This window comes from Thauera sp. WH-1 (genome assembly GCF_047806685.1).
In the GTDB taxonomy this organism is placed as follows: domain Bacteria; phylum Pseudomonadota; class Gammaproteobacteria; order Burkholderiales; family Rhodocyclaceae; genus Thauera.
This window is the reverse complement of record NZ_JBLQGP010000004.1, coordinates 96,604-114,945: the sequence shown is the minus strand read 5'-3', so window position 1 is coordinate 114,945 and position 18,342 is coordinate 96,604. Positions and strand designations below refer to the sequence as shown.

At 68.9% G+C, this 18,342-nt stretch carries 18 protein-coding genes; 6 read left to right on the top strand and 12 right to left on the bottom strand.

The features are described 5' to 3' along the window. Nucleotides 1–9 precede the first annotated feature (9 nt). The 4 genes from ACMV5O_RS06115 to ACMV5O_RS06100 are packed head-to-tail and all read right to left on the bottom strand — an operon-like array spanning nt 10 to nt 3,664. Nucleotides 10–444, bottom strand: coding sequence for a type II toxin-antitoxin system VapC family toxin (locus ACMV5O_RS06115; RefSeq protein WP_416162664.1), 435 nt, complete (start codon nt 442–444; stop codon nt 10–12). Further along, the gene (locus ACMV5O_RS06110; RefSeq protein WP_416162663.1) at nt 444–806 is read right to left on the bottom strand and encodes a type II toxin-antitoxin system Phd/YefM family antitoxin; all 363 of its coding nucleotides are present in this window, start codon (nt 804–806) and stop codon (nt 444–446) included. The genes ACMV5O_RS06115 and ACMV5O_RS06110 overlap by 1 nt, the downstream gene beginning before the upstream one ends. A gap of 54 nt (nt 807–860) precedes the next feature. Beyond that, nucleotides 861–2,468, bottom strand: a complete 1,608-nt coding sequence (locus tag ACMV5O_RS06105; RefSeq protein ID WP_416162662.1) for a carboxyl transferase domain-containing protein — start codon at nt 2,466–2,468, stop codon at nt 861–863. Nucleotides 2,469–2,482: 14 nt separating this feature from the next. Then, nucleotides 2,483–3,664, bottom strand: coding sequence for an isovaleryl-CoA dehydrogenase (locus ACMV5O_RS06100; RefSeq protein ID WP_416162661.1), 1,182 nt, complete (start codon nt 3,662–3,664; stop codon nt 2,483–2,485). 175 nt (nt 3,665–3,839) lie between these two features. On the opposite strand from ACMV5O_RS06100, the gene ACMV5O_RS06095 reads away from it, so the two are divergent. From ACMV5O_RS06095 to ACMV5O_RS06085, 3 genes are all read left to right on the top strand, one after another. Continuing rightward, nucleotides 3,840–4,898, top strand: a complete 1,059-nt coding sequence (locus ACMV5O_RS06095; RefSeq protein ID WP_416162660.1) for an AraC family transcriptional regulator — start codon at nt 3,840–3,842, stop codon at nt 4,896–4,898. Nucleotides 4,899–5,093: 195 nt separating this feature from the next. Next, nucleotides 5,094–5,768: a choice-of-anchor E domain-containing protein gene (locus ACMV5O_RS06090; protein ID WP_416162659.1), complete on the top strand. Its 675-nt coding sequence runs from the start codon at nt 5,094–5,096 to the stop codon at nt 5,766–5,768. A 268-nt stretch (nt 5,769–6,036) separates the two neighbouring features. Beyond that, on the top strand, nt 6,037–6,519 hold the full coding sequence (locus ACMV5O_RS06085; RefSeq protein ID WP_416162658.1) for an acyl-CoA thioesterase: 483 nt from the start codon (nt 6,037–6,039) through the stop codon (nt 6,517–6,519). 68 nt (nt 6,520–6,587) lie between these two features. Here ACMV5O_RS06085 and ACMV5O_RS06080 read toward each other — a convergent pair whose 3' ends face one another. Further along, the gene (locus ACMV5O_RS06080; protein WP_416162657.1) at nt 6,588–7,808 is read right to left on the bottom strand and encodes an MFS transporter; all 1,221 of its coding nucleotides are present in this window, start codon (nt 7,806–7,808) and stop codon (nt 6,588–6,590) included. Nucleotides 7,809–7,916: 108 nt separating this feature from the next. Between ACMV5O_RS06080 and ACMV5O_RS06075 the strand changes: the two genes are divergently transcribed. From ACMV5O_RS06075 to ACMV5O_RS06065, 3 genes are all read left to right on the top strand, one after another. Next, nucleotides 7,917–8,708, top strand: a complete 792-nt coding sequence (locus tag ACMV5O_RS06075; protein WP_416162656.1) for an AraC family transcriptional regulator — start codon at nt 7,917–7,919, stop codon at nt 8,706–8,708. Further along, nucleotides 8,705–8,848: a hypothetical protein gene (locus ACMV5O_RS06070; protein ID WP_416162655.1), complete on the top strand. Its 144-nt coding sequence runs from the start codon at nt 8,705–8,707 to the stop codon at nt 8,846–8,848. The genes ACMV5O_RS06075 and ACMV5O_RS06070 overlap by 4 nt, the downstream gene beginning before the upstream one ends. 160 nt (nt 8,849–9,008) lie before the next feature. Continuing rightward, nucleotides 9,009–9,560 (top strand): hypothetical protein, encoded by a 552-nt coding sequence (locus ACMV5O_RS06065; RefSeq protein ID WP_416162654.1) that lies wholly within the window; start codon nt 9,009–9,011, stop codon nt 9,558–9,560. A 140-nt stretch (nt 9,561–9,700) separates the two neighbouring features. Here the strand turns inward: ACMV5O_RS06065 and ACMV5O_RS06060 are convergent, their stop codons facing one another. The 7 genes from ACMV5O_RS06060 to ACMV5O_RS06030 all read right to left on the bottom strand — a co-directional run bounded on the left by ACMV5O_RS06060 (nt 9,701) and on the right by ACMV5O_RS06030 (nt 18,328). Beyond that, nucleotides 9,701–10,126, bottom strand: a complete 426-nt coding sequence (locus tag ACMV5O_RS06060; RefSeq protein WP_416162653.1) for a hypothetical protein — start codon at nt 10,124–10,126, stop codon at nt 9,701–9,703. Nucleotides 10,127–10,353: 227 nt separating this feature from the next. Beyond that, nucleotides 10,354–10,872, bottom strand: coding sequence for a TlpA disulfide reductase family protein (locus tag ACMV5O_RS06055; RefSeq protein WP_416162652.1), 519 nt, complete (start codon nt 10,870–10,872; stop codon nt 10,354–10,356). Beyond that, nucleotides 10,869–12,209 carry a cytochrome-c peroxidase gene (locus ACMV5O_RS06050; RefSeq protein WP_416162651.1) on the bottom strand — a complete coding sequence of 447 codons (1,341 nt, stop codon included), beginning with the start codon at nt 12,207–12,209 and terminating at the stop codon, nt 10,869–10,871. Before ACMV5O_RS06050 ends, ACMV5O_RS06055 begins: the two co-directional genes overlap by 4 nt. An 11-nt stretch (nt 12,210–12,220) precedes the next feature. After that, entirely contained in the window at nt 12,221–14,098 is a 1,878-nt protein-coding gene (locus tag ACMV5O_RS06045) for a cytochrome c peroxidase (RefSeq protein WP_416162650.1), read from the bottom strand. 69 nt (nt 14,099–14,167) lie between these two features. Beyond that, a complete protein-coding gene (locus ACMV5O_RS06040) occupies nt 14,168–15,592 on the bottom strand; it encodes a selenium-binding protein SBP56-related protein (RefSeq protein ID WP_416162649.1) in 1,425 nt (474 codons plus the stop codon). Nucleotides 15,593–15,806: 214 nt separating this feature from the next. After that, nucleotides 15,807–16,940 carry an acyl-CoA dehydrogenase gene (locus ACMV5O_RS06035; protein WP_416162648.1) on the bottom strand — a complete coding sequence of 378 codons (1,134 nt, stop codon included), beginning with the start codon at nt 16,938–16,940 and terminating at the stop codon, nt 15,807–15,809. A gap of 176 nt (nt 16,941–17,116) precedes the next feature. Next, nucleotides 17,117–18,328, bottom strand: a complete 1,212-nt coding sequence (locus ACMV5O_RS06030; RefSeq protein ID WP_416162647.1) for an acetyl-CoA C-acetyltransferase — start codon at nt 18,326–18,328, stop codon at nt 17,117–17,119. Nucleotides 18,329–18,342: the final 14 nt, after the last annotated feature.

Genomic DNA, 18,342 nt, shown 5'->3' with positions numbered 1-18,342 from the left:
AGGGGCGTTTCAGTCCTTTCCGGCTTCGAACCAGTTTTCCAGTCTCAGCCCGTCGAAGCATTCGAAGTCGCGCGTATTGCGCGTGACCAGGGTCAGGTTCCGGGTGGCAGCGATGGCAGCGATCTGGCTATCCGGGTAGGGCTGCGGCCGCCCAAGCCCAAGGAGGCGGGCACGCTCTCTCGCGTGCCAGGTGGCTGCAGTCTCGTCGTACGGCAATATCTGCACGCTGGAGCCGATGACAATGTCACGATAAGCCCGTACCAGCATCTCCCCCCGCCTGACACTCGGGGAGCGCAAGGCGCCACACAGCAACTCGTGCCAAACGACCGACGCAATCGCGCAGTCGTTTCCATCACGCGAAAAGCGACGCGCAACCCCAGGATCGACCCGCGGCTTGAGCAATTCGGACAGCACATTGGTATCCAGCAGAAACGACACCCCCATCACGCACGCTCTTGTTTCACATCGGGCCCTTCCGCGTCGTCTGCAACGCCCCCGGCCCAGTCATATTCGGGTCCGCTGAAGTCGCAGCGAGGCTCGTAGATCGTCCTGTCGCGCCAGCTGTCGATCTCTTCGTCCGTCCAGTCAGGAAACGCATCCTCGGCAGCGAGCTTCGCTCTCACCTCCTGCACGACGTCCCAGAACGACGGGCGCGCGGTCGTCGCGACACGCATGCGTTCGTATTCCTGGACCGCAAGCACCACCGCCACCGGCTTGCCGCGGCGGGTGATGGTGACCGGCTCACCCGCCTCGGCCTGATGGATCAGCGCCGGCAAGCGGTTCTTCGCATCGGCAATCGAGATCATCTGCGCCTCCTTTATGGCTATTTACATGGCCATTCTAGACCTCGCATTGCGGCATTACATCCGGAACACGCCGAACTTGGTCGGCTGGATCGGCGCGTTGAGCGCGGCCGACAGCGACAGCCCCAGGATGCGCCGCGTCTGCGCCGGATCGACCACGCCGTCGTCCCACATGCGCGCGGTGGCGTAGTAGGGATGGCCCTGGAACTCGTACTGCTCGCGGATCGGCGCCTTGAAGGCCTCTTCCTCTTCCTTGCTCCAGCTCCCGCCCTTGGCCTCGATGCCGTCGCGGCGCACGGTGGACAGCACGCTCGCCGCCTGCTCGCCGCCCATCACGCTGATGCGCGAATTCGGCCACATCCACAGGAAGCGCGGGCTGTAGGCGCGGCCGCACATGCCGTAGTTGCCGGCGCCGAAGGAGCCACCGATGAGCATGGTGATCTTGGGCACCTGCACGGTGGCAACGGCCGTCACCATCTTGGCGCCGTCCTTGGCGATGCCGCCGTTCTCGTACTTGCGGCCGACCATGAAGCCGGTGATGTTCTGCAGGAACAGCAGCGGGATGCCGCGCTGGCCGCACAGCTCGATGAAGTGCGCGCCCTTCTGCGCCGATTCGCCGAACAGGATGCCGTTGTTGGCGACGATGCCCACCGGGTAGCCGTGGAGCTGGGCGAAGCCGCACACCAGGGTGGTGCCGTACCTCGCCTTGAACTCGTCGAAGCGCGAGCCATCGACCACGCGGGCGATGATCTCGCGCACGTCGAAGGGCTTGCGGGTGTCGCTGGGGATGATGCCGTAGATCTCTTCCGGGTCGTACAGCGGCTCTTCGCCCTGCCCCAACGCCATGTTGATCGGCTTGGTGCGGTTGAGGTTGGAGACGATGCGGCGCGCGATGTAGAGCGCGTGGGCGTCGTTCTCGGCCAGGTGGTCGGCCACGCCCGAGAGCCGGGTGTGCACATCGCCGCCGCCCAGATCCTCGGCGCTCACCACCTCGCCGGTGGCCGCCTTCACCAGCGGCGGGCCGCCGAGGAAGATCGTGCCCTGGTTCTTGACGATGACGGTCTCGTCCGACATCGCCGGCACGTAGGCGCCACCCGCGGTGCACGAACCCATCACCACCGCGACCTGCGGGATGCCCTTGGCCGACATGTTGGCCTGGTTGTAGAAGATGCGGCCGAAGTGGTCGCGGTCGGGGAAGACCTCGTCCTGCCTGGGCAGGAAGGCACCGCCCGAGTCGACCAGGTAGATGCAGGGCAGGTTGTTCTGCTCGGCGATCTCCTGCGCGCGCAGGTGCTTCTTGACCGTCATCGGGTAGTAGGTGCCGCCCTTCACCGTGGCGTCGTTGGCCACGATCATGCACTCGACGCCCTGCACGCGGCCGATGCCGGTGATGACACCGGCGCTCGGCGCCTCGTCGTCATACATGCCCCAGGCCGCCATCTGGCCGACCTCGAGGAAGGGCGTGCCGGGGTCGAGCAGGTGGCCGACGCGGTCGCGCGGCAGCAGCTTGCCGCGCGCGGTGTGCTTGGCGCGCGCCGACTCGCCGCCGCCGAGGCTGACCTGGGCCGCCTTGGCACGCAGATCCTCGACCTGGGCGCGCAGGCTGGCGGCGTTGGCCTGGAAGTCCTCGCCGCGGGTGTTGATGCTGGATTTGATCACGCTCATCGCAGACGCTCCGCTCAACGGGTTTCGGAAAACAGCTCGCGGCCGATCAGCATGCGGCGGATCTCGCTGGTGCCGGCGCCGATCTCGTACAGCTTGGCGTCGCGCCACAGGCGGCCCACCGAGTACTCGTTGGTGTAGCCCACGCCGCCCAGGGCCTGGATCGCCTCGCCCGCCATCCAGGTGGCCTTCTCGGCGGTGTACAGGATCACGCCGGCGGCGTCCTTGCGCAGCGTGCGCGCGTGGTCGATGCGGTCGCAGGCCTGGCCCACGGCGTAGGCGTAGGCGCGGCAGGCGCTCCAGGTGGAGTACATGTCGGCGATCTTGCCCTGCATGAGCTGGAACTCGCCGATCGGGGTGTCGAACTGCTTGCGCTCATGCATGTAGGGCACGACCGCGTCCATGCACGCGGCCATGATGCCGAGCGGGCCGCCCGACAGCACCGCGCGCTCGTAGTCCAGGCCGGACATCAGCACCTGCACGCCGCGGCCGATGTTGGCCTCGCCGCCGAGCACGTTCTCGACCGGCACCTCGACGTCGTCGAAGAACAGCGGATAGGTGTTGGAACCGCGCATGCCGAGCTTGTCGAGGTGGGTGCCGCAGGTGAAGCCCTTCATACCCTTTTCGATGATGAAGGCGGTGATGCCCTTGGGGCCGGCGTTGATGTCGGTCTTGGCGTAGACCACCAGGGTGTCGGCGTCGCCGCCGTTGGTGATCCACATCTTGGCGCCGTTGAGGACGAAATGGTCGCCCTTGCGGTCGGCGCGCAGCTTCATGCTCACCACGTCCGAGCCGGCATTGGGCTCGGACATCGCCAGCGCGCCGACGTGCTCGCCCGAGATCAGCTTGGGCAGGTACTTCTGCTTCTGCGCCTCGGTGCCGTTGCGACGGATCTGGTTGATGCACAGATTGGAGTGCGCGCCGTACGAGAGGCCCACCGAGGCCGAGGCGCGCGAGATCTCTTCCATCGCCACGATGTGGGCGAGGTAGCCCATGTCGGTGCCGCCGTACTCCTCGCTCACCGTCATGCCATGCACGCCGAGGTCGCCGAGCTTCTTCCACAGGTCGGCGGGAAACTCATTGACGCGGTCGATCTCGGCCGCGCGCGGCGCGATCTCGGCCGCGCAGAAGGCCTGCAAGGTATCGCGCAGGGCGTCGATGGTCTCGCCGAGGTTGAAGTTCAGGCTGGGCACGTTCATGGGGTGTCTCCTTCTCGAGGTTGTCCTGGCGCAGCGGGCGGTGCGCGGTAAATCCACGCGGCAAATCCATTATGGACGGCGCCTGCCCGGGGATGGTCGGAGATTAGCGGCACGCGGCGGACGACGAGTGCCATCATGGTTGCAATTCGTGCCACACGGACTAGCATTCCGGCACATGAAGATCCTCGCCCCCTCGCCCGCCGAACTCACCCGCGGCCGCGCCGCCACGCCGATCGCCTTCATCCGCGCGATCGTCACCGGGTATCGCCGCCGGGGCATGGATCCGGCCAGCGCGCTGGCGCAGGCACAGATCCCGCCTGCGCTGCTGGACGACCCGGCCGCGCGCGTCACCGCCGCGCAGATGGAAGTGATGTCGGGGCTGGCGATGCAGGAGCTGGACGACGAGGCGCTGGGCTGGTTCTCGCGCCGGCTGCCGTGGGGCAGCTACGGCATGCTGTGCCGCGCCTCGATCACCTCGCCGACGCTGGAGGTGGCGCTCAAGCGCTGGTGCCGCCACCACCGCCTGCTCACCGAGGACATCGTCTTCGCGCTGGCGCAGCGCGCGGGCCTGGCCACGATCCGCGTCACCGAGAACGCCGAGCTCGGCGAGCTGCGCGAGTTCTGCCTGGTCAGCACGCTGCGCTACCTGCTCGGCTACGCGTGCTGGCTGGTGGATTCGCGCATCGCACTCAGCGAGGCGGCGTTCCCCTTCCCCGCGCCGGCCCACGCCGATGCCTACGCCTACCTCTTTGCCGGCCCGGCGCGCTTTGCCGCCGAGTCCGCCGGCCTCGCCTTCGATGCGCGCTATCTGGCGCTGCCGGTGCGCCGCGACGAGAAGGCCCTGCAGACCATGCTGCAGCGCGCCCTGCCGCTCACCGTGCTGCAATACCGCCGCGACCGCCTGCTGGTGCACAGCGTCGCCCAAGTTCTCGCCGCCGACCCGGCTGCGGCTCAGACCGCCGAGGACATTGCGGCCCAGCTCAACACCTCGGTGCGCACCCTGCACCGGCAGCTGAAGGAAGAGGGGGTGTCGCTGCAGCGACTGAAGAACGAGGCGCGGCGCGAGCGCGCGATCAGGCTGCTGCTGCAGACACGCCGGCCGGTGAAGCAGATCGCGGCTGCGGTGGGCTTCGACAGCGAGAAGAGCTTTGCGCGGGCGTTTCGCGAGTGGACGGGGCGCGCGCCGAGCGCGTTCAGGGAAGGTAGGCAGCAGGAAGAAATTCCACCATCCTGACCATGGCCACCTGCGCCCCGGCGACACCGGCACCGCCGTCGGCATTTCTTACACCCCGGCGAATTCCAGGAAATTCCATATGCAAACTCTTCTTATGCATCAATGGTATGCATAATGTGGCCCGCCTCTTGCTCCTTGCGGATCACCGCGCCTTCCAGGCGGTCCGATCAGCCCACATGGAGTCACCCGGTCCACATGAAGCACACCGCACTCGCCCTCGCATTCGCCACCCTGGGTCTCAGCGCCAACGCCGCCGTGATCTCATTCGAAGCCCCGCTCAATCTGGCCACCACCGAGATCAACCAGAACCTCAGCCTGGGCATGTTCGACTCGACGCTCGGCACCCTCGAATCGATCTCGCTCGAGTTGCTCGGCCAGGCCATCTCCACCGCATCGATCCAGAACAATGCGGCGCAAGCACAGAACTTCGGCTTCACGAGCACGCTGAATCTGGTCTTCTCGGGGGGGCCGCTGGCCGAAATCATCCAGCTCGCTCTGTTTGACACCGGCACGATCACCGGCGCTGACGGGCTGGGTCGAATCCTCATCGAGGCAGGCCAGACCTATGAACTCGGCACGGTCGACGTCGGCAAGTCGCTCGTCCTCAGTGTCGACGCCGCAAACTTTGCCGCCTTCATCGGCACCGATGCGCTCACCCTCAACTGCGAAAGCCTGGTGAGCAATACCCAGGTCGGCGGGGGCGGCAACATCTCGGTGAACCAGGCCACGCAAGCGGGCTGCGGCGCCCGGGTGACCTACACCTACAGCGACAGCACCTCGACCGCGAACCCGGTTCCCGAACCCGGCTCGCTTGCCCTGCTTGGCCTGGGCCTGGTAGGTCTGGCCGGTCTGCGTCGCAAGACGCGCTGATCCGGCGCCAGCCAGCCTGCTCCAACGAGACCGTTCCGAAAGGACGGTTTCCAGCGTTTACCGCTCGCGCCGCGTGAGATCACCGTCTCCGCGGCACGTCGGCCGTGATCCGGGCGCCAGGCTGCCTTGACACCCCTGGCTTGCGTCCCACCTCGGCGGAGGCGACACTGCCCAGCCAGACCGGGGCCTCGCGCGGCCTGCAGCGCGCATCGCGCAGCCTCAATCCAGGCACCCCGGCATGCCTCCTCCATCACCGCGAGACCCTGCCATGGACCTCCCCGCCCACCAGCTCACCATGACCGTGCTGATGACGCCCGACACCGCCAACTTCTCGGGCAAGGTCCACGGCGGCGCCATCCTCAAGCTGCTCGACCAGGTGGCCTATGCCTGCGCCAGCCGCTACGCCGGCCACTACGTGGTCACGCTCAGCGTCGACCAGGTGATGTTCCGCCAGCCGATCCAGGTCGGCGAACTGGTCACCTTCCTCGCCTCGGTCAACCACACCGGCAACTCGTCGATGGAGGTGGGCATCAAGGTCGTCGCCGAGGACATCCGCGCCAAGGTCGTCCGCCATGTGAATAGCTGCTTCTTCACCATGATCGCGGTCGATGACGACGGCCGGCCGACCAAGGTGGTGCCGCTGAATCCTCAGACCGCAGACGAACGCCGCCGCTTCGCCGAAGCCGAGCTGCGCCGGGCGATGCGGCGTGAGATGGAGCGCAAGTTCGCCGAAGTCCATGGCGGACAGTGAGCATCGAAGCGCAGGCGCGGGCCGAGCCAGCCCCCGCCGGCGGCAATCGCATCACAGCGCATTTCCGTTCAAGCCGAAGGGGCAGCGCGCCCGCCGTCGTCCTCATGGATGCGCCGGTCGCGCCCGGCCAGCATCCCGAACACCGCCATCGCCAGCGACAAGGCCACGCACAGCGTCAGCGCCAGGCTCCAGTCCTGCGAGAGCTCGCGCACGCCGCCGATCAGCGGCGGGCCGAAGGCGGCAAGGAGGTAGCCGACGCATTGCGCCATGCCCGACAGGGCGGCCGCCTGGCGCGCGTTGTCGGTGCGCAGGCCCATGAACATCAGCGCCAGGATGATGCAGGCGCCGGAGCCGAAGCCGGAGCACGCCACCCACAGACCGGCCAGCTGCGGGAGCAGCTGCAGGCCGAGCAGGCCGGCGGCGACCAGCAGGGACATCGCCAGCGCGACCAGGCGCTGATCCTTCAGGCGCTGGGTCAAGGGCCCCAGCAGCAGGCCGGGCACGGCCGAGGCGAGCTGCATCCAGCCATGCAGCGAACCCGCCTCGAGCGGCGAATAACCGCGGCTGGTCAGGATGGCGGGCAGCCAGCCGATCATCACGTAATAGACGAAGGAGTTCAGCCCCATAAACAGCGTCACCTGCCAGGCCAGCGCGTGACGCCAGACCGGAGCACCGCGCGGCGCGGCGACGATCGGCGCAGCGGCGGCCGCAGGGCCAAGCTGTGGCCACCACAGCAGCATCGCCACCACCGGCAGCACCAGCATTGTCAGCAGTGCGCCGGACCAGCCCAGGCCCAAGCCTGTTGCCAGCGGGAACATCGCCGCCGAGGCGATCGCGGCGGCGACGCCCATCGTTAGCGCATAGGCACCGGTGACGGCAGCGATGCGGCTCGGAAAGTCGCGCTTCAGCAGGCTGGGCAACAGCACGTTGCCCACCGCGATCCCCGCCCCGATCGCCGCGGTACCGGCGAACAGGCTCCACGCCTGCCCCGCCGAGCGCAGGACGATACCCGTCGCGATCAGCGCCAGCGCGCCGAACAAGGCTCGTTCCAGCCCGACACGGCGCGCCAGCCAAGGGGCCAGCGGCGACACGAGGGCGAAAGCCAGCAGTGGCAGCGTGGTCAGCAGACCGGCGCGCGCGGTGCCGAGCGCAAACGCATCCTGGATCGAGGACAGGACCGGAGCGAGTCCGGTGATCGGCGCGCGCAGGTTGGTGGCGACCAGCAGGATGCCGACCAGCAGCAGCATCGGGCGCAGGTCGCGGAGGGCAAGGGAAGGGCTGTGGCTCATGGAGAACATCCATCAAGGAATGCGAGAGCCCCGAGCTTAGGGATTTACCGGCTGGGCGTATCTGGATAGATTGCCAAACAATCTTCAAAACCAGCCATGAACACGCCCATGAATGCCAGCTGGCGCAGCTTCGACCCCGACCGCAACACCCGCCCGGCGATCGCCCTGCGCGTCGACGTCTCCGACAACGACAACGAGGCGCCGGTGCACCAGCATCGCAAGGGCCAACTGGTGCTGGCGCTGCGCGGCGGCGTGGTCTGCGAGGTGCCCAACGCACGCTGGATGGTCCCGCCCAATTGTGCGGTGTGGGTGCCGGGCGACCTGCCGCACAGCAATCGCGTGACCCCCAACGCCCGCATCTGCCTGCTGTTCCTCGAACCGGGCGCCGCGGCCCTGCCGCAGACCTGCTGCACCCTGGCGATCTCGCCGCTGGTGCGCGAGCTGATCCTCCACCTCGCCGGCCAGCCCCACGACTACGCCCCGGATAGCCGTAGCGCCCGCCTCGTCCAGGTGCTGCTCGAGACCTTGCCCGACATGCCGGTCGAGCGGCTCCACCTGCCAATCTCCAGCGAGGCGCGCATCCGCCGCATCGCCGATGCGCTCACCGCCAACCCCGCCGACCGCAGCACCCTGCCGGAATGGGCGCGCCGCGTCGCGATGAGCGAGCGCAGCCTGGCCCGCCTGATGCTCAGGGAAACCGGCCTCAGCTTCGGGCGCTGGCGCCAGCAACTGCAGCTGCTGGTGGCGCTGCGCCACCTCGCCGCCGGCGCCACGGTGCAGCAGGTTTCCGCCGAACTGGGCTACGAGTCGGTGACCGCCTTCATCACCATGTTCAAGAAGGCGCTCGGCCAGCCGCCGGCCAAGTACCTGGCCGCGCTGACGCGGGCGCAGCAGGCGTGAGGCGTGGCGAGCACGCCGGCCGTCATGCTGGCGAAATCTTCCCCGGTGTGCCCCTGCTCGTGGTGGCCAACGAGCTCAGCGGCACGACCACGGTGTTCCGCATCGATCGGGACAAGCAGGTGGGCAGGGCCGCGCGCTGACCACGCAGCCACAGTGCGACGGCGCGGCCCCGGTCGCTCCGCCGCATCCTGTTACGAGCGCGTGCTGCCTTCGCAGCAGGCCAGCTCCTAGAATGGGCCGCACATCCGGCACATTCCAGCGCCCCTTCGCCAGGGACACCCGCCTCGACAGGAAACCACCATGAAGAAGACGCCCTGCTTCGCCAGCCTCATTCTCTGCACCGCGCTGCTCGCAGGCCCCGCGCAGGCGGGCGAGTTCGACTGCAGCACCCGCATCGGCCGCGCCGCCCTCGACGGCAATCTGCGCGTGCCCTCGGGCGCGCGCTGCACGCTCGACGGCACCCGCATCGGCGGCAACATCAAGGTCGGCCGCGGCGCCACCCTGGAAGCGCACGACATCAGGGTCGGCGGCAATATCCAGGCCGAAGGCGCACGCCGGGTCGCGCTAACCGGGTCCCGCGTCGGCGGCAACATCCAGGCCGACAGCGCGCGCCAGGTCGCGGTGATCAGGTCCCGGGTCGGCGGCAATATCCAGCTCAAGCAGGGCGGCGGAGCAAGGATCGAATCTGCCGAGGTCGGCGGCAACATCCAGCTGTTGTCGAACCACAGGGCGATCACGGTGGGCCGCAACCGGGTCAATGGGAACCTGCAGTGCAAGGAGAACCGCCATTCGCCCGCCGGGGGCGGGAATCGCGTGCGCGGGAACAAGGAAGATCAGTGCGCGTGGCTCTGATGGACAAGCGCACAACCGAATTTGCCGAAGCATCCCGGCCGCGCTGCTGTGCTGGCACGCGATGCGCCGCCAAAGCGGCGTACTGACCGTAGGGCATCGACGCGCGCGCCGAAGCCGCCCGGACCTCGCGGGCGCTGGGCTCAGGTGCGCAACACCCCTGCCGCCTGCTGACCTGGCGGGGTCGGCGGCGCCTGCCGCTCCAGACGCGCCGCGGCATTGGCGCCAACCTGGGACATGGCCTCGTAGGAGGCCAGCGCACGCTGGGCCGAGTAGTTGTTGCGCACATCGCCGCTGGCGGCTGCGGCGCGGGCCTGCTCGACGGCGCGCGCTTCCACCGTGCCCTTGTCCGGGCTCGGTGCCGCCTGGGGTGGCGTTTGCGCGGCTGCCTCGCCGCGTGCCACCGCGCTCAGGGTGACCACCGCACTCGACTGCGCAGGTTGAGTTGCTGCGGCACCGGCCGCTTCACCGAGGCGCGGCTCCTGCTGCTGGAGCTGCGCATCCTGCTGGGCAGGCTGCGGCTGACGCACGTCGGCCGGCCGCATCAGGCTGGCCGGGAGCGCGTTCATTGCGGGTGAGATTGCATCCATCGCGTTCGCCTCAATCACCATCCTTGCTATCGATCACTGCCCAGCGGCCGGCTCATCCAGCGGACGCGGCGCGGCAGGTGCAGGGGCCTGCCGAGAAGCATCGCACACCGCGGACAAGGCCTCCGCGTACAGGATCACAGTTGCGCGCGATCTGATGCGCTGCCAGTCAAGGCCCCGGCACCAGCAGGCCGCGCACCTCGAGCACGTCAGCGCCGCTCGAGGATGTCCGCCAGGAAGGCGCGCATCTGGGCTGAATCCCACTCGAGCGCTCCAAGCGCGGCATGGGTCCGGCGCCCGTTGCGATCCACCACGACCGTCGTGGGGAGCCCCTTGAGCGGCCATCCGTTGAGGTCGAGGTCGGCATCGACCAGCACCGGAAAGGACACCGGGACCTCGGCAAGAAAGCTGTGCAGCTGCGGGCCGCCGGGGCCGACGTGGACCGCGAGGATCTCGAGGCCCTGTGCTCGCAGTTGGCGGTAGAGGCGCTCCATCGCCGGCATCTCGGTACGACAGGGCACGCACCAGGTCGCCCAGAAATTGACCAGCACCACCTTGCCGCGAAGGTCATCAAGCCTGCGTTCGCGGCCGTCGGTGGCCGGTAGCGCAAGCTCGGCGGCGAGCGGCGACCCGGCCACCGCCTGCATCGGCTCGGCGAGCGCGCTCAATGTCGCGCCGGTGATCAGCAGAAAGCCGAGCGCCGATGCAAGCAAGCCGCGCGACTTCATCGCCCTTCCTCCGCCACGGCCGGCTGGCCGCCGCCGACGCCGCCGGCGGGAGCGGCAAAGGCGTCGAGCACGAGGCTGCGGTACTCGCCGGTCAAGGCCTCGAGAAAGGCCACCAGGTCGGCCCTGTCGGCCGCCGACAAGCCAAGCGGCCCGATCAGGGGGCTGAGCTGTGGGTCGGGGGCGCCACCGCGGTCGTAGAACGCCACCACGGCGGCGAGCGTGGGCAACGCGCCGTCGTGCATGTAGGGCGCGGTCAGGGCGACGTTGCGCAGCCCGGGCGTGCGGAAGCTGCCGCGATCGGCCGGGTTGCGGGTGACGCGGTAGCGGCCCGCATCGGGGGCGGGCGGGCGCCCCACCGCGCGGATGAGCTCCGCGCTCACCGTGACGCTGACACCCGGGTGCAGCCACACCCGCGCCGCGTCGGTGCCGGCACGTTCGGATCGGCGCCAGGCGACGCCGGTGTTGTGAAAGCGCTGATCGCTGAACAGTGCGTGCTGCGCGCCAATGAGGTGGCAGGCGGCGCACCGCGCGCGTCCGGTGAACAGCGCGAAGCCGCGGCGCTCGCGCGCGTCCAGCGCAGCGCTGTCGGCGCCGAAGTACCAGCGGTCGAAGCGCGAACCGCCCGACACGAGCAGGCGCTGGTAGGTGGCCAGCGCGTCGGCAACCGTCTCGAGCGCCGGGCCGCGCCCGTCGAAGGCGGCCTCGAACAGGCCGGCGTAGTCGGGCAGCGCGGCGAGCAGGTCGACGACGAAGCCGATCGAGGGGTTCGCCATCTCGTTCGGGTGCAGCATCGGCTGCCAGGCCTGCTGCTCGAGCGTCCGCTCGCGTCCATCGTGAAACAGCACCTGCATGAACGCGACGTTGTAGAGCGTGGGCGCATTGCGCCCGACCGAGCGCCCCTCGATGCCGACGGCGATCGCGATCTCATTGTTGGCGAAGCCTTGCTCCGGGATGTGGCACATCGCGCAGGACTGCGTGCCATTGAGCGACAGGCGACGATCGAAGAACAGCTTGCGCCCGAGCGCCGCGCGTGCGCTCAACACGGCATCGGGTACGGCCAGCTCGAGCGCCGGCAAGCCCAGCTGCCCGCGGCGGGCACGGGCGACGAGGTCGGCCGGCGCACCGGCACGTGCCTCGACGGCAATCGAGCGGGTATGGAAGTGCGCCTCCTCGTAGCCGCGACGGTCGTCGCCCGGCCCGTCCGTGGCCGCGCAAACCAGGCCTGGCGCGACCAGCAGCCAGGCCCGCAGCAGCCCGCGCCGCCACCGTCCTGCACCGGCCATGGCACGCCACCCGCGCTGCTCGCGCCCCCGCAACACCGCGTCCGCCACCGCCATGGATGAGCCCCCTATCGCTCGGCGCGCGGATCGGCAAACGCCGGATCGGTGAGCGTGCGCAGGAAGGCGACCAGGCTCGCCCGCTCCGCCTCGCTCAGGCCAAGCGGCCGGATCTGCGGCGCCTGCAGCTCATGCGCCATGCCGCCATCGTCGTAGTGCGCCACCACGCCCTCCAGCGTGGCGATCGAGCCGTCGTGCATGTAGGGGGCGGTGAGCGCCACATTGCGCAGCGAGGGCGTACGGTACCTCCAGCGGTCTGCGGGATGCTGGGTCACCTCGTAGCGGCCGAGATCGTTGTACGGGCGCTCCTCGGTGCCGCGCAGGGCCGCCAGATTGACCCTGAGCGCGCCCTCGTCGCCCACCGGAATGGTGTCGCGCCGCGCACGCTTGCCCATGGAGTGTGCGTAGCCGACGCCGGTGTCATGAAAGCCGTCGTCGGCGAACAGGGCGTGGTCCGGGCCGATCGTGTGGCAGGCCGCGCAGCCGGCGCGGCCCGTGAATAGCGCGTATCCGCGCTGCTCCTCGTCGGTCAGCGCCCCGCCATCGCCGCCGAAGTGCCAGCGATCGAAACGCGAGCCGCCGGAAACCAGCACCGTCAGGTAGGCCGCGAGGCTGTCGGCGAGCGTCTTCATGGTGAGGCCCTCGCGCGGGAAGGCGGCGGCGAAACCCTGCTCGATCGCCGCATCGGCGCGCAGCCTGGCCATCACCTCGTCGACCGCGCGGTTGCCGAGGACCGACTCGTCGAGGAGCTTGCTCCACACCAGAGTGTCGAGCCGTGACTCGCGTCCATCCCAGAACAGCCGGGTCCGATAAGCCACATTGAGCACGGATGGTGCGTTGCGCCGCAAGCCGGCGCCCTCGACGCCGATCGAGCGTGCCATCACGTTGTGGGCGAAGGCCTGCGCCGGGACATGACAGCTTGCGCAGGAGAGGCTGCCGTTGGCCGACAGCCGGCGGTCGAGGAACAGGCGCTGGCCGAGCGCGACGCGCTCGGCGCTCAGGCCATCGCGCAGCGCTGCGGGCAGCGCGGGGAGGCCGGGCGGCGGATCAAGGGCGCGCGCCAGGCGTTCGCCGGCCGACGGACTCGCACCCACGGCGGACCCCGCCGCGCCCTCCGCCTGGGCGTCCGCCTCCATCAACAGCGTGCGCGCATCGGCGAGCAGGATGTCGGGGTGCAGGTAGGACACGTTGTAGATGTTCCGCACCTGCCTTGCCGGATCGATCAGATAGACCCGCAGGATGTGGGCAAGATGGCCGGTGTACCGCCCCGCTTCATCGTAGATCCGCTCGACGCCCTGACCATAGGCATCGAGCACGGGCTGGACGGCCTGCATCGACGCCGAGGTGAGGAAGGCCCAGTCGTCCGACGAGTCGGCGTCGATCAGCCGGGCGTACTCGCGCATCACCTGCGGACTGTCCGTCTCGGGGTCGAAGCTCAGCGACACCAGCCGGACGCGGCCGGCCAGGTCCGGACTGCGGCCAAGCTCGCGGTGGATGCGCTGCAACACGAAGCTCGCCAGCGGACAGCCGTCGGGGTCCGGGCACCGGGTGTACATGAAGCTCAGGAAGACCAGGCGGTCGGCCCCGAAGACCTCGTGCAGCCGGCTGCGCGCCCCGCTCGCGAGCAGCACCTCGCCGTCGGCAGCCGCTCGGATCGGCGGCAGCCGGTAGGTACCGGGCCGGGGACTGTCGAAGCCGAGCGGCCCATACCCCGGCGCCAGGACATCGGGCCCGCGAACCGCGCCGGCCATGGGCGGCGCGCCGGCATCGCCGTGATGCTCATGGCCCTGATGCGCGCTCGCCGCGGCGGCCAGCAGCAGCCCGCCCAGCGCGAGGCGGCGCAGGCGGGCCGCGAGTCCGGTCAGCGTGGCGGAATGCAGCGCGTCCATCACCGTGCTCCGCCTGTCCCGGGCAAGGCCCGGCGCCTCGTCGGCCGCCCGCACCGACCCGGTCCGCCGCTAACGCAGCGCCTGCTGCGCGTTCGTCAGGGTCGCCGAGACGATGGGCGCGTCGCGATCGCCTTCGGGCGGCGACGTGGCGGCAATGTTGCTCGCGAACAGGCGGCTGGAGTTGAAGGTGATGAGGTGCGCGCGGCCGAGGTTCTCCTTGTAGAAGTCGATCTCGAACGCGAGCTTCAGGGTCTGCGACTGCGCATCCCAGTGGTACTTCTTGAAGAACTGCACGTCCTTGTCGCCCTTCTTGTCCCAGTTGGCGAGCAGGGGGGAGCTGAAATACACGCGCTTGCCGTCCCAGCTCTGGGACACCATGTTGAGCTGCGCGCCGATCTCCTGCTCGGTCACCAGCTTCGCATTGAAGGGATCAGAGACGTCGAACAGCCGCACCTTGCCATCCATGAAGGTGTTGACCCACAGGTACTTGTCGTCCGCAGAGATCGAGAACGCCACCGGCAAGGGCACGTCCGCGGGGTTGCCGATCGTGCCCACCTCGGCGGCGCTCCAGCCCTTGTCGCGGTCCTCGTAGATCAGATAGATCTTGGCGGTCAGTGCCGTGGTGACGAAGCAGTAGTTGTTGCCCCACGCACAGCGGATCTCGAGCGGCGCCCCGGGCACGTCCAGCACGCGCTTGGGCTGGCGCTCGTGCAGGTTCCAGACGACCACGGTGTTGCCGAAGCGCTTCATCGCCTCCTCGTCCTGCAGCATCTTGCCGAAGTCCATCATGTAGTTCGACCAGCCGGTGAACGAGGAGGTGACCATCACGTTCTTGGCCGGCAGGAAGCGCACGTCGTAGCCATAGCCGTCGGCATACCTGCCGCTCTTCTCGGCGCCGCGCAGGTTGTCGTCGGTAGGCATCCAGTGGGTCGCCACATGCTCGCCGTCATTGCTGTATTCCACCAGCGCCGTGCGCCCACCGTGGTCGCTGCTGTTGGACAGGGCGCTGATCATCATCCGCCCCGGCAGGGCGAAGAAGGTGTGCGGGCCGACCGCGCCGCCGCTGGCGGCGACGAAGTCGTCGACGGTCCGCGTGAGCCTGGGCCGCGCCGGGTCGGAGTGCACGTCGAAGATGAAGATCTTGCTGGTGTCCAGCCCGCCGGCCCACAGATAGCGGCGGTCGTCGGTGTATCCGGAGTGATGCGCCTCGTTGCGCCCGCCCACCGGCACGACATGGATGACCTTGCCGTAGGTGGGCGAATCGGGTCGGACATCGACCGTCACCAGCTTGTCCTGCTCGTCCCCCACACCCGCCTGGCCAAGGGTCCACACGTAGGCGAATTCTTCCTGACCGACGATCTTGGGGGAGTAAGGCGATACACAGGTCTCGTCCGCCTGCAGCGTCACCGGCAGGTTCGCCGCCAGGGCGAGCATGCCCGCCAGCAAACCCCTGAGCGCAGCGCATGGCCGTGCTCGATTGCGCACTCGGTCCATCGTCGGTCCTCCTCGCGGGTTGGTCTCCAGGGCGAGCGGCCCGACGGCTCATGTCACCGGACCGCGGCGTCAAGAACACGCATGACAATCGTTTTCAATCTAGGCCGTATCCCGGGTTTGTCAATGCGGATCCGGCCGGCCACGCGCGCCAGCAAGCACAAGACCGGCCTTCCCTCTCGGGCAAGGCCGGTCTCAGGAAATGCGAAGACTGCCGTCAGCCCGCCAGCGCGCGCCCGATCACCAGCTTCTGGATGTCGCTCGCGCCTTCGTAGATCTGGCACACGCGCACGTCGCGGTAGATGCGCTCGACCGGGAAGTCGGTGACGTAGCCGTAGCCGCCGTGCACCTGGATGGCGTCCGAGCACACGCGCTCGGCCATCTCGGAGGCGAACAGCTTGGCCATCGACGCTTCCTTGAGGCAGGGCCGGCCGGCGTCCTTGAGGCTGGCGGCGTGCCACACGAGCTGGCGCGCGGCTTCGAGCTGGGTCGCCATGTCGGCGAGGCGGAAGTTGACCGCCTGGTGCTCGAAGATCGGCTTGCCGAAGCTCTCGCGCTCCTGCGCGTACTTCACCGCCGCTTCCAGCGCAGCGCGCGCCATGCCCAGGCACTGGGCGGCGATGCCGATGCGACCGGCCTCGAGGTTGGCGAGCGCGATCTTGTAGCCCTCGCCTTCGGCACCGATCACCGAGTCGGCCGGGATGCGGCAGTCCTCGAACAGGATCTGCGTGGTGTCGGAGGCCTTCTGGCCCATCTTCTCCTCGATGCGGCCGACCTGGTAGCCGGGCGCATTGGCCGGCACCAGGAAGCAGGTGATGCCCTTCTTGCCGGCGGCCTTGTCGGTCACCGCGAACACGATGGCGACGTCGGCGTGCTTGCCGGTGGTGATGAACTGCTTGACGCCGTTCAACACCCACTCGTCACCGTCGCGCACGGCCGTGGTGCGGATGGCGGCGGCGTCCGAGCCGACGTGCGGCTCGGTGAGGCAGAAGCAGCCGAGCTTCGCGCCGCGGGCGAGCGGCTTCAACCAGGCTTCCTTCTGCGCATCGTTGCCGAAGCGGTTGAGGATGCCGCAGGGCAGCGAGTTCTGCACGCTGACGATGGTCGAGGTGGCGCCGTCGCCGGCGGCGATCTCTTCCAGCGTCAGCACCAGGCTCATGTAGTCCATGCCGGCGCCGCCCCACTCCTCGGGCACCACCATGCCGAGCGCGCCGAGCTCGGCGAGCTCGTTGAGCGCTTCGCGCGGGAAAGTGTGGTTGCGGTCCCATTCGGCGGCGAAGGGGGCCAGGCGCTCCTGCGCGAAGGCGTGCATCGAGTCGCGGATGAGTTCCTGTTCCTGGGTCAGAATCATGATGAAACCTCTACTGGAGCGGCCAGGCCGTTCCATTGCTCGTCAATATGCGACACGGCCAAGCCGGCCGTGTCGGGGGTTCGTGAAGCCGCCGAGGACTGTCCGAGCCCGCAGGGCGAGTTCCGCAGGCTGCGGAACGCCCCCCCGGCGCGGCTGGCGGTTCGAAGCACAGGCAATCAGCCGCCGCAGCCCACCGAGGCATCGACCTCGATCGCCATCGCCGTGGCCTCGCCGCCGCCAATGCACAGGCTGGCCAGCCCGCGCTTGAGGCCGCGCTTGCGCAGCGCACCGATCAGCGTGACCAGGATGCGCGCGCCCGAGGCGCCGATCGGGTGGCCGAGCGCGCAGGCGCCGCCATTGACGTTGACCTTGTCGTGCGGCAGCTTCATCTCGTGCATCGCCGCCATGGTGACGACCGCGAATGCCTCGTTGATCTCCCACAGGTCGACCTGGTCGGTGGTCCAGCCGGCCTTCGCCAGCACCTTCTGCATCGCACCCACCGGGGCGGTGGTGAACCACTGCGGTTCCTGCGCATGCGTGGCGTGACCGACGATGGTGGCGACCGGCTTCAGACCGAGCCTGTCGGCGGTGGACTTGCGCATCAGCACCAGCGCGGCGGCGCCGTCGGAGATCGAGCTCGAGTTGGCCGGGGTGACGGTGCCGTCCTTCCTGAACGCCGGCTTCAGGCCCGGGATCTTGTCGATCTGCGCCTTCAGCGGCTGCTCGTCCTTGTCGACGACCACATCGCCCTTGCGGCCCGACACCGTCACCGGGGTCACTTCCCAGGTGAAGTCGCCGTTGTTGATCGCGGCCTGCGCGCGCGTGGTCGAGGCGATCGCGAACTCGTCCTGCGCGCTGCGGCTGAAGTTGAAGTGGCCGGCGCAGTCCTCGGCGAAGGTGCCCATCAGACGGCCCTTGTTCTCCTTCGAGTAGCTGTCTTCGAGGCCGTCGAGGAACATGTGGTCGAACATCTGGCCGTGGCCGAGGCGGTAGCCGGCGCGCGCCTTGGGCAGCAGGTAGGGGGCATTGGACATCGACTCCATGCCGCCGGCGACCATGATCTCGTTGCTGCCGGCCAGCAGCAGGTCGTGCGCCAGCATGGTGGCCTTCATGCCCGAGCCGCACACCTTGTTGATCGTGGTGCAACCGGCCGACAGCGGCAGGCCGGCGCCGAGCGCGGCCTGGCGGGCGGGCGCCTGGCCGACGCCGGCGGGCAGCACGCAGCCCATGATCACCTCCTCGACCTGCTCCGGCTTGAGGCGCGCGCGCTCCACCGCCGACTTGATGGCGATGGCGCCGAGCTGCGGCGTGGTGAGGCTGGCGAGATCGCCCTGGAAGCCGCCCAGCGGCGTGCGGGCGACGGAAACGATGACGACGGGATCGGACATGCGGTTCTCCTGTT

What these genes read in the sequence shown, in the direction of transcription:
- ACMV5O_RS06045 (WP_416162650.1), bottom strand. Translation starts at nt 14,098, where the DNA reads ATGGACGCGCTGCATTCCGCCACGCTGACCGGACTCGCGGCCCGCCTG.
- ACMV5O_RS06095 (WP_416162660.1), top strand. Translation starts at nt 3,840, where the DNA reads ATGAAGATCCTCGCCCCCTCGCCCGCCGAACTCACCCGCGGCCGCGCC.
- ACMV5O_RS06065 (WP_416162654.1), top strand. Translation starts at nt 9,009, where the DNA reads ATGAAGAAGACGCCCTGCTTCGCCAGCCTCATTCTCTGCACCGCGCTG.
- ACMV5O_RS06105 (WP_416162662.1), bottom strand. Translation starts at nt 2,468, where the DNA reads ATGAGCGTGATCAAATCCAGCATCAACACCCGCGGCGAGGACTTCCAG.
- ACMV5O_RS06055 (WP_416162652.1), bottom strand. Translation starts at nt 10,872, where the DNA reads ATGAAGTCGCGCGGCTTGCTTGCATCGGCGCTCGGCTTTCTGCTGATC.
- ACMV5O_RS06080 (WP_416162657.1), bottom strand. Translation starts at nt 7,808, where the DNA reads ATGAGCCACAGCCCTTCCCTTGCCCTCCGCGACCTGCGCCCGATGCTG.
- ACMV5O_RS06060 (WP_416162653.1), bottom strand. Translation starts at nt 10,126, where the DNA reads ATGAACGCGCTCCCGGCCAGCCTGATGCGGCCGGCCGACGTGCGTCAG.
- ACMV5O_RS06085 (WP_416162658.1), top strand. Translation starts at nt 6,037, where the DNA reads ATGGACCTCCCCGCCCACCAGCTCACCATGACCGTGCTGATGACGCCC.
- ACMV5O_RS06075 (WP_416162656.1), top strand. Translation starts at nt 7,917, where the DNA reads ATGAATGCCAGCTGGCGCAGCTTCGACCCCGACCGCAACACCCGCCCG.
- ACMV5O_RS06050 (WP_416162651.1), bottom strand. Translation starts at nt 12,209, where the DNA reads ATGGCGGTGGCGGACGCGGTGTTGCGGGGGCGCGAGCAGCGCGGGTGG.
- ACMV5O_RS06115 (WP_416162664.1), bottom strand. Translation starts at nt 444, where the DNA reads ATGGGGGTGTCGTTTCTGCTGGATACCAATGTGCTGTCCGAATTGCTC.
- ACMV5O_RS06110 (WP_416162663.1), bottom strand. Translation starts at nt 806, where the DNA reads ATGATCTCGATTGCCGATGCGAAGAACCGCTTGCCGGCGCTGATCCAT.
- ACMV5O_RS06035 (WP_416162648.1), bottom strand. Translation starts at nt 16,940, where the DNA reads ATGATTCTGACCCAGGAACAGGAACTCATCCGCGACTCGATGCACGCC.
- ACMV5O_RS06100 (WP_416162661.1), bottom strand. Translation starts at nt 3,664, where the DNA reads ATGAACGTGCCCAGCCTGAACTTCAACCTCGGCGAGACCATCGACGCC.
- ACMV5O_RS06030 (WP_416162647.1), bottom strand. Translation starts at nt 18,328, where the DNA reads ATGTCCGATCCCGTCGTCATCGTTTCCGTCGCCCGCACGCCGCTGGGC.
- ACMV5O_RS06040 (WP_416162649.1), bottom strand. Translation starts at nt 15,592, where the DNA reads ATGGACCGAGTGCGCAATCGAGCACGGCCATGCGCTGCGCTCAGGGGT.
- ACMV5O_RS06090 (WP_416162659.1), top strand. Translation starts at nt 5,094, where the DNA reads ATGAAGCACACCGCACTCGCCCTCGCATTCGCCACCCTGGGTCTCAGC.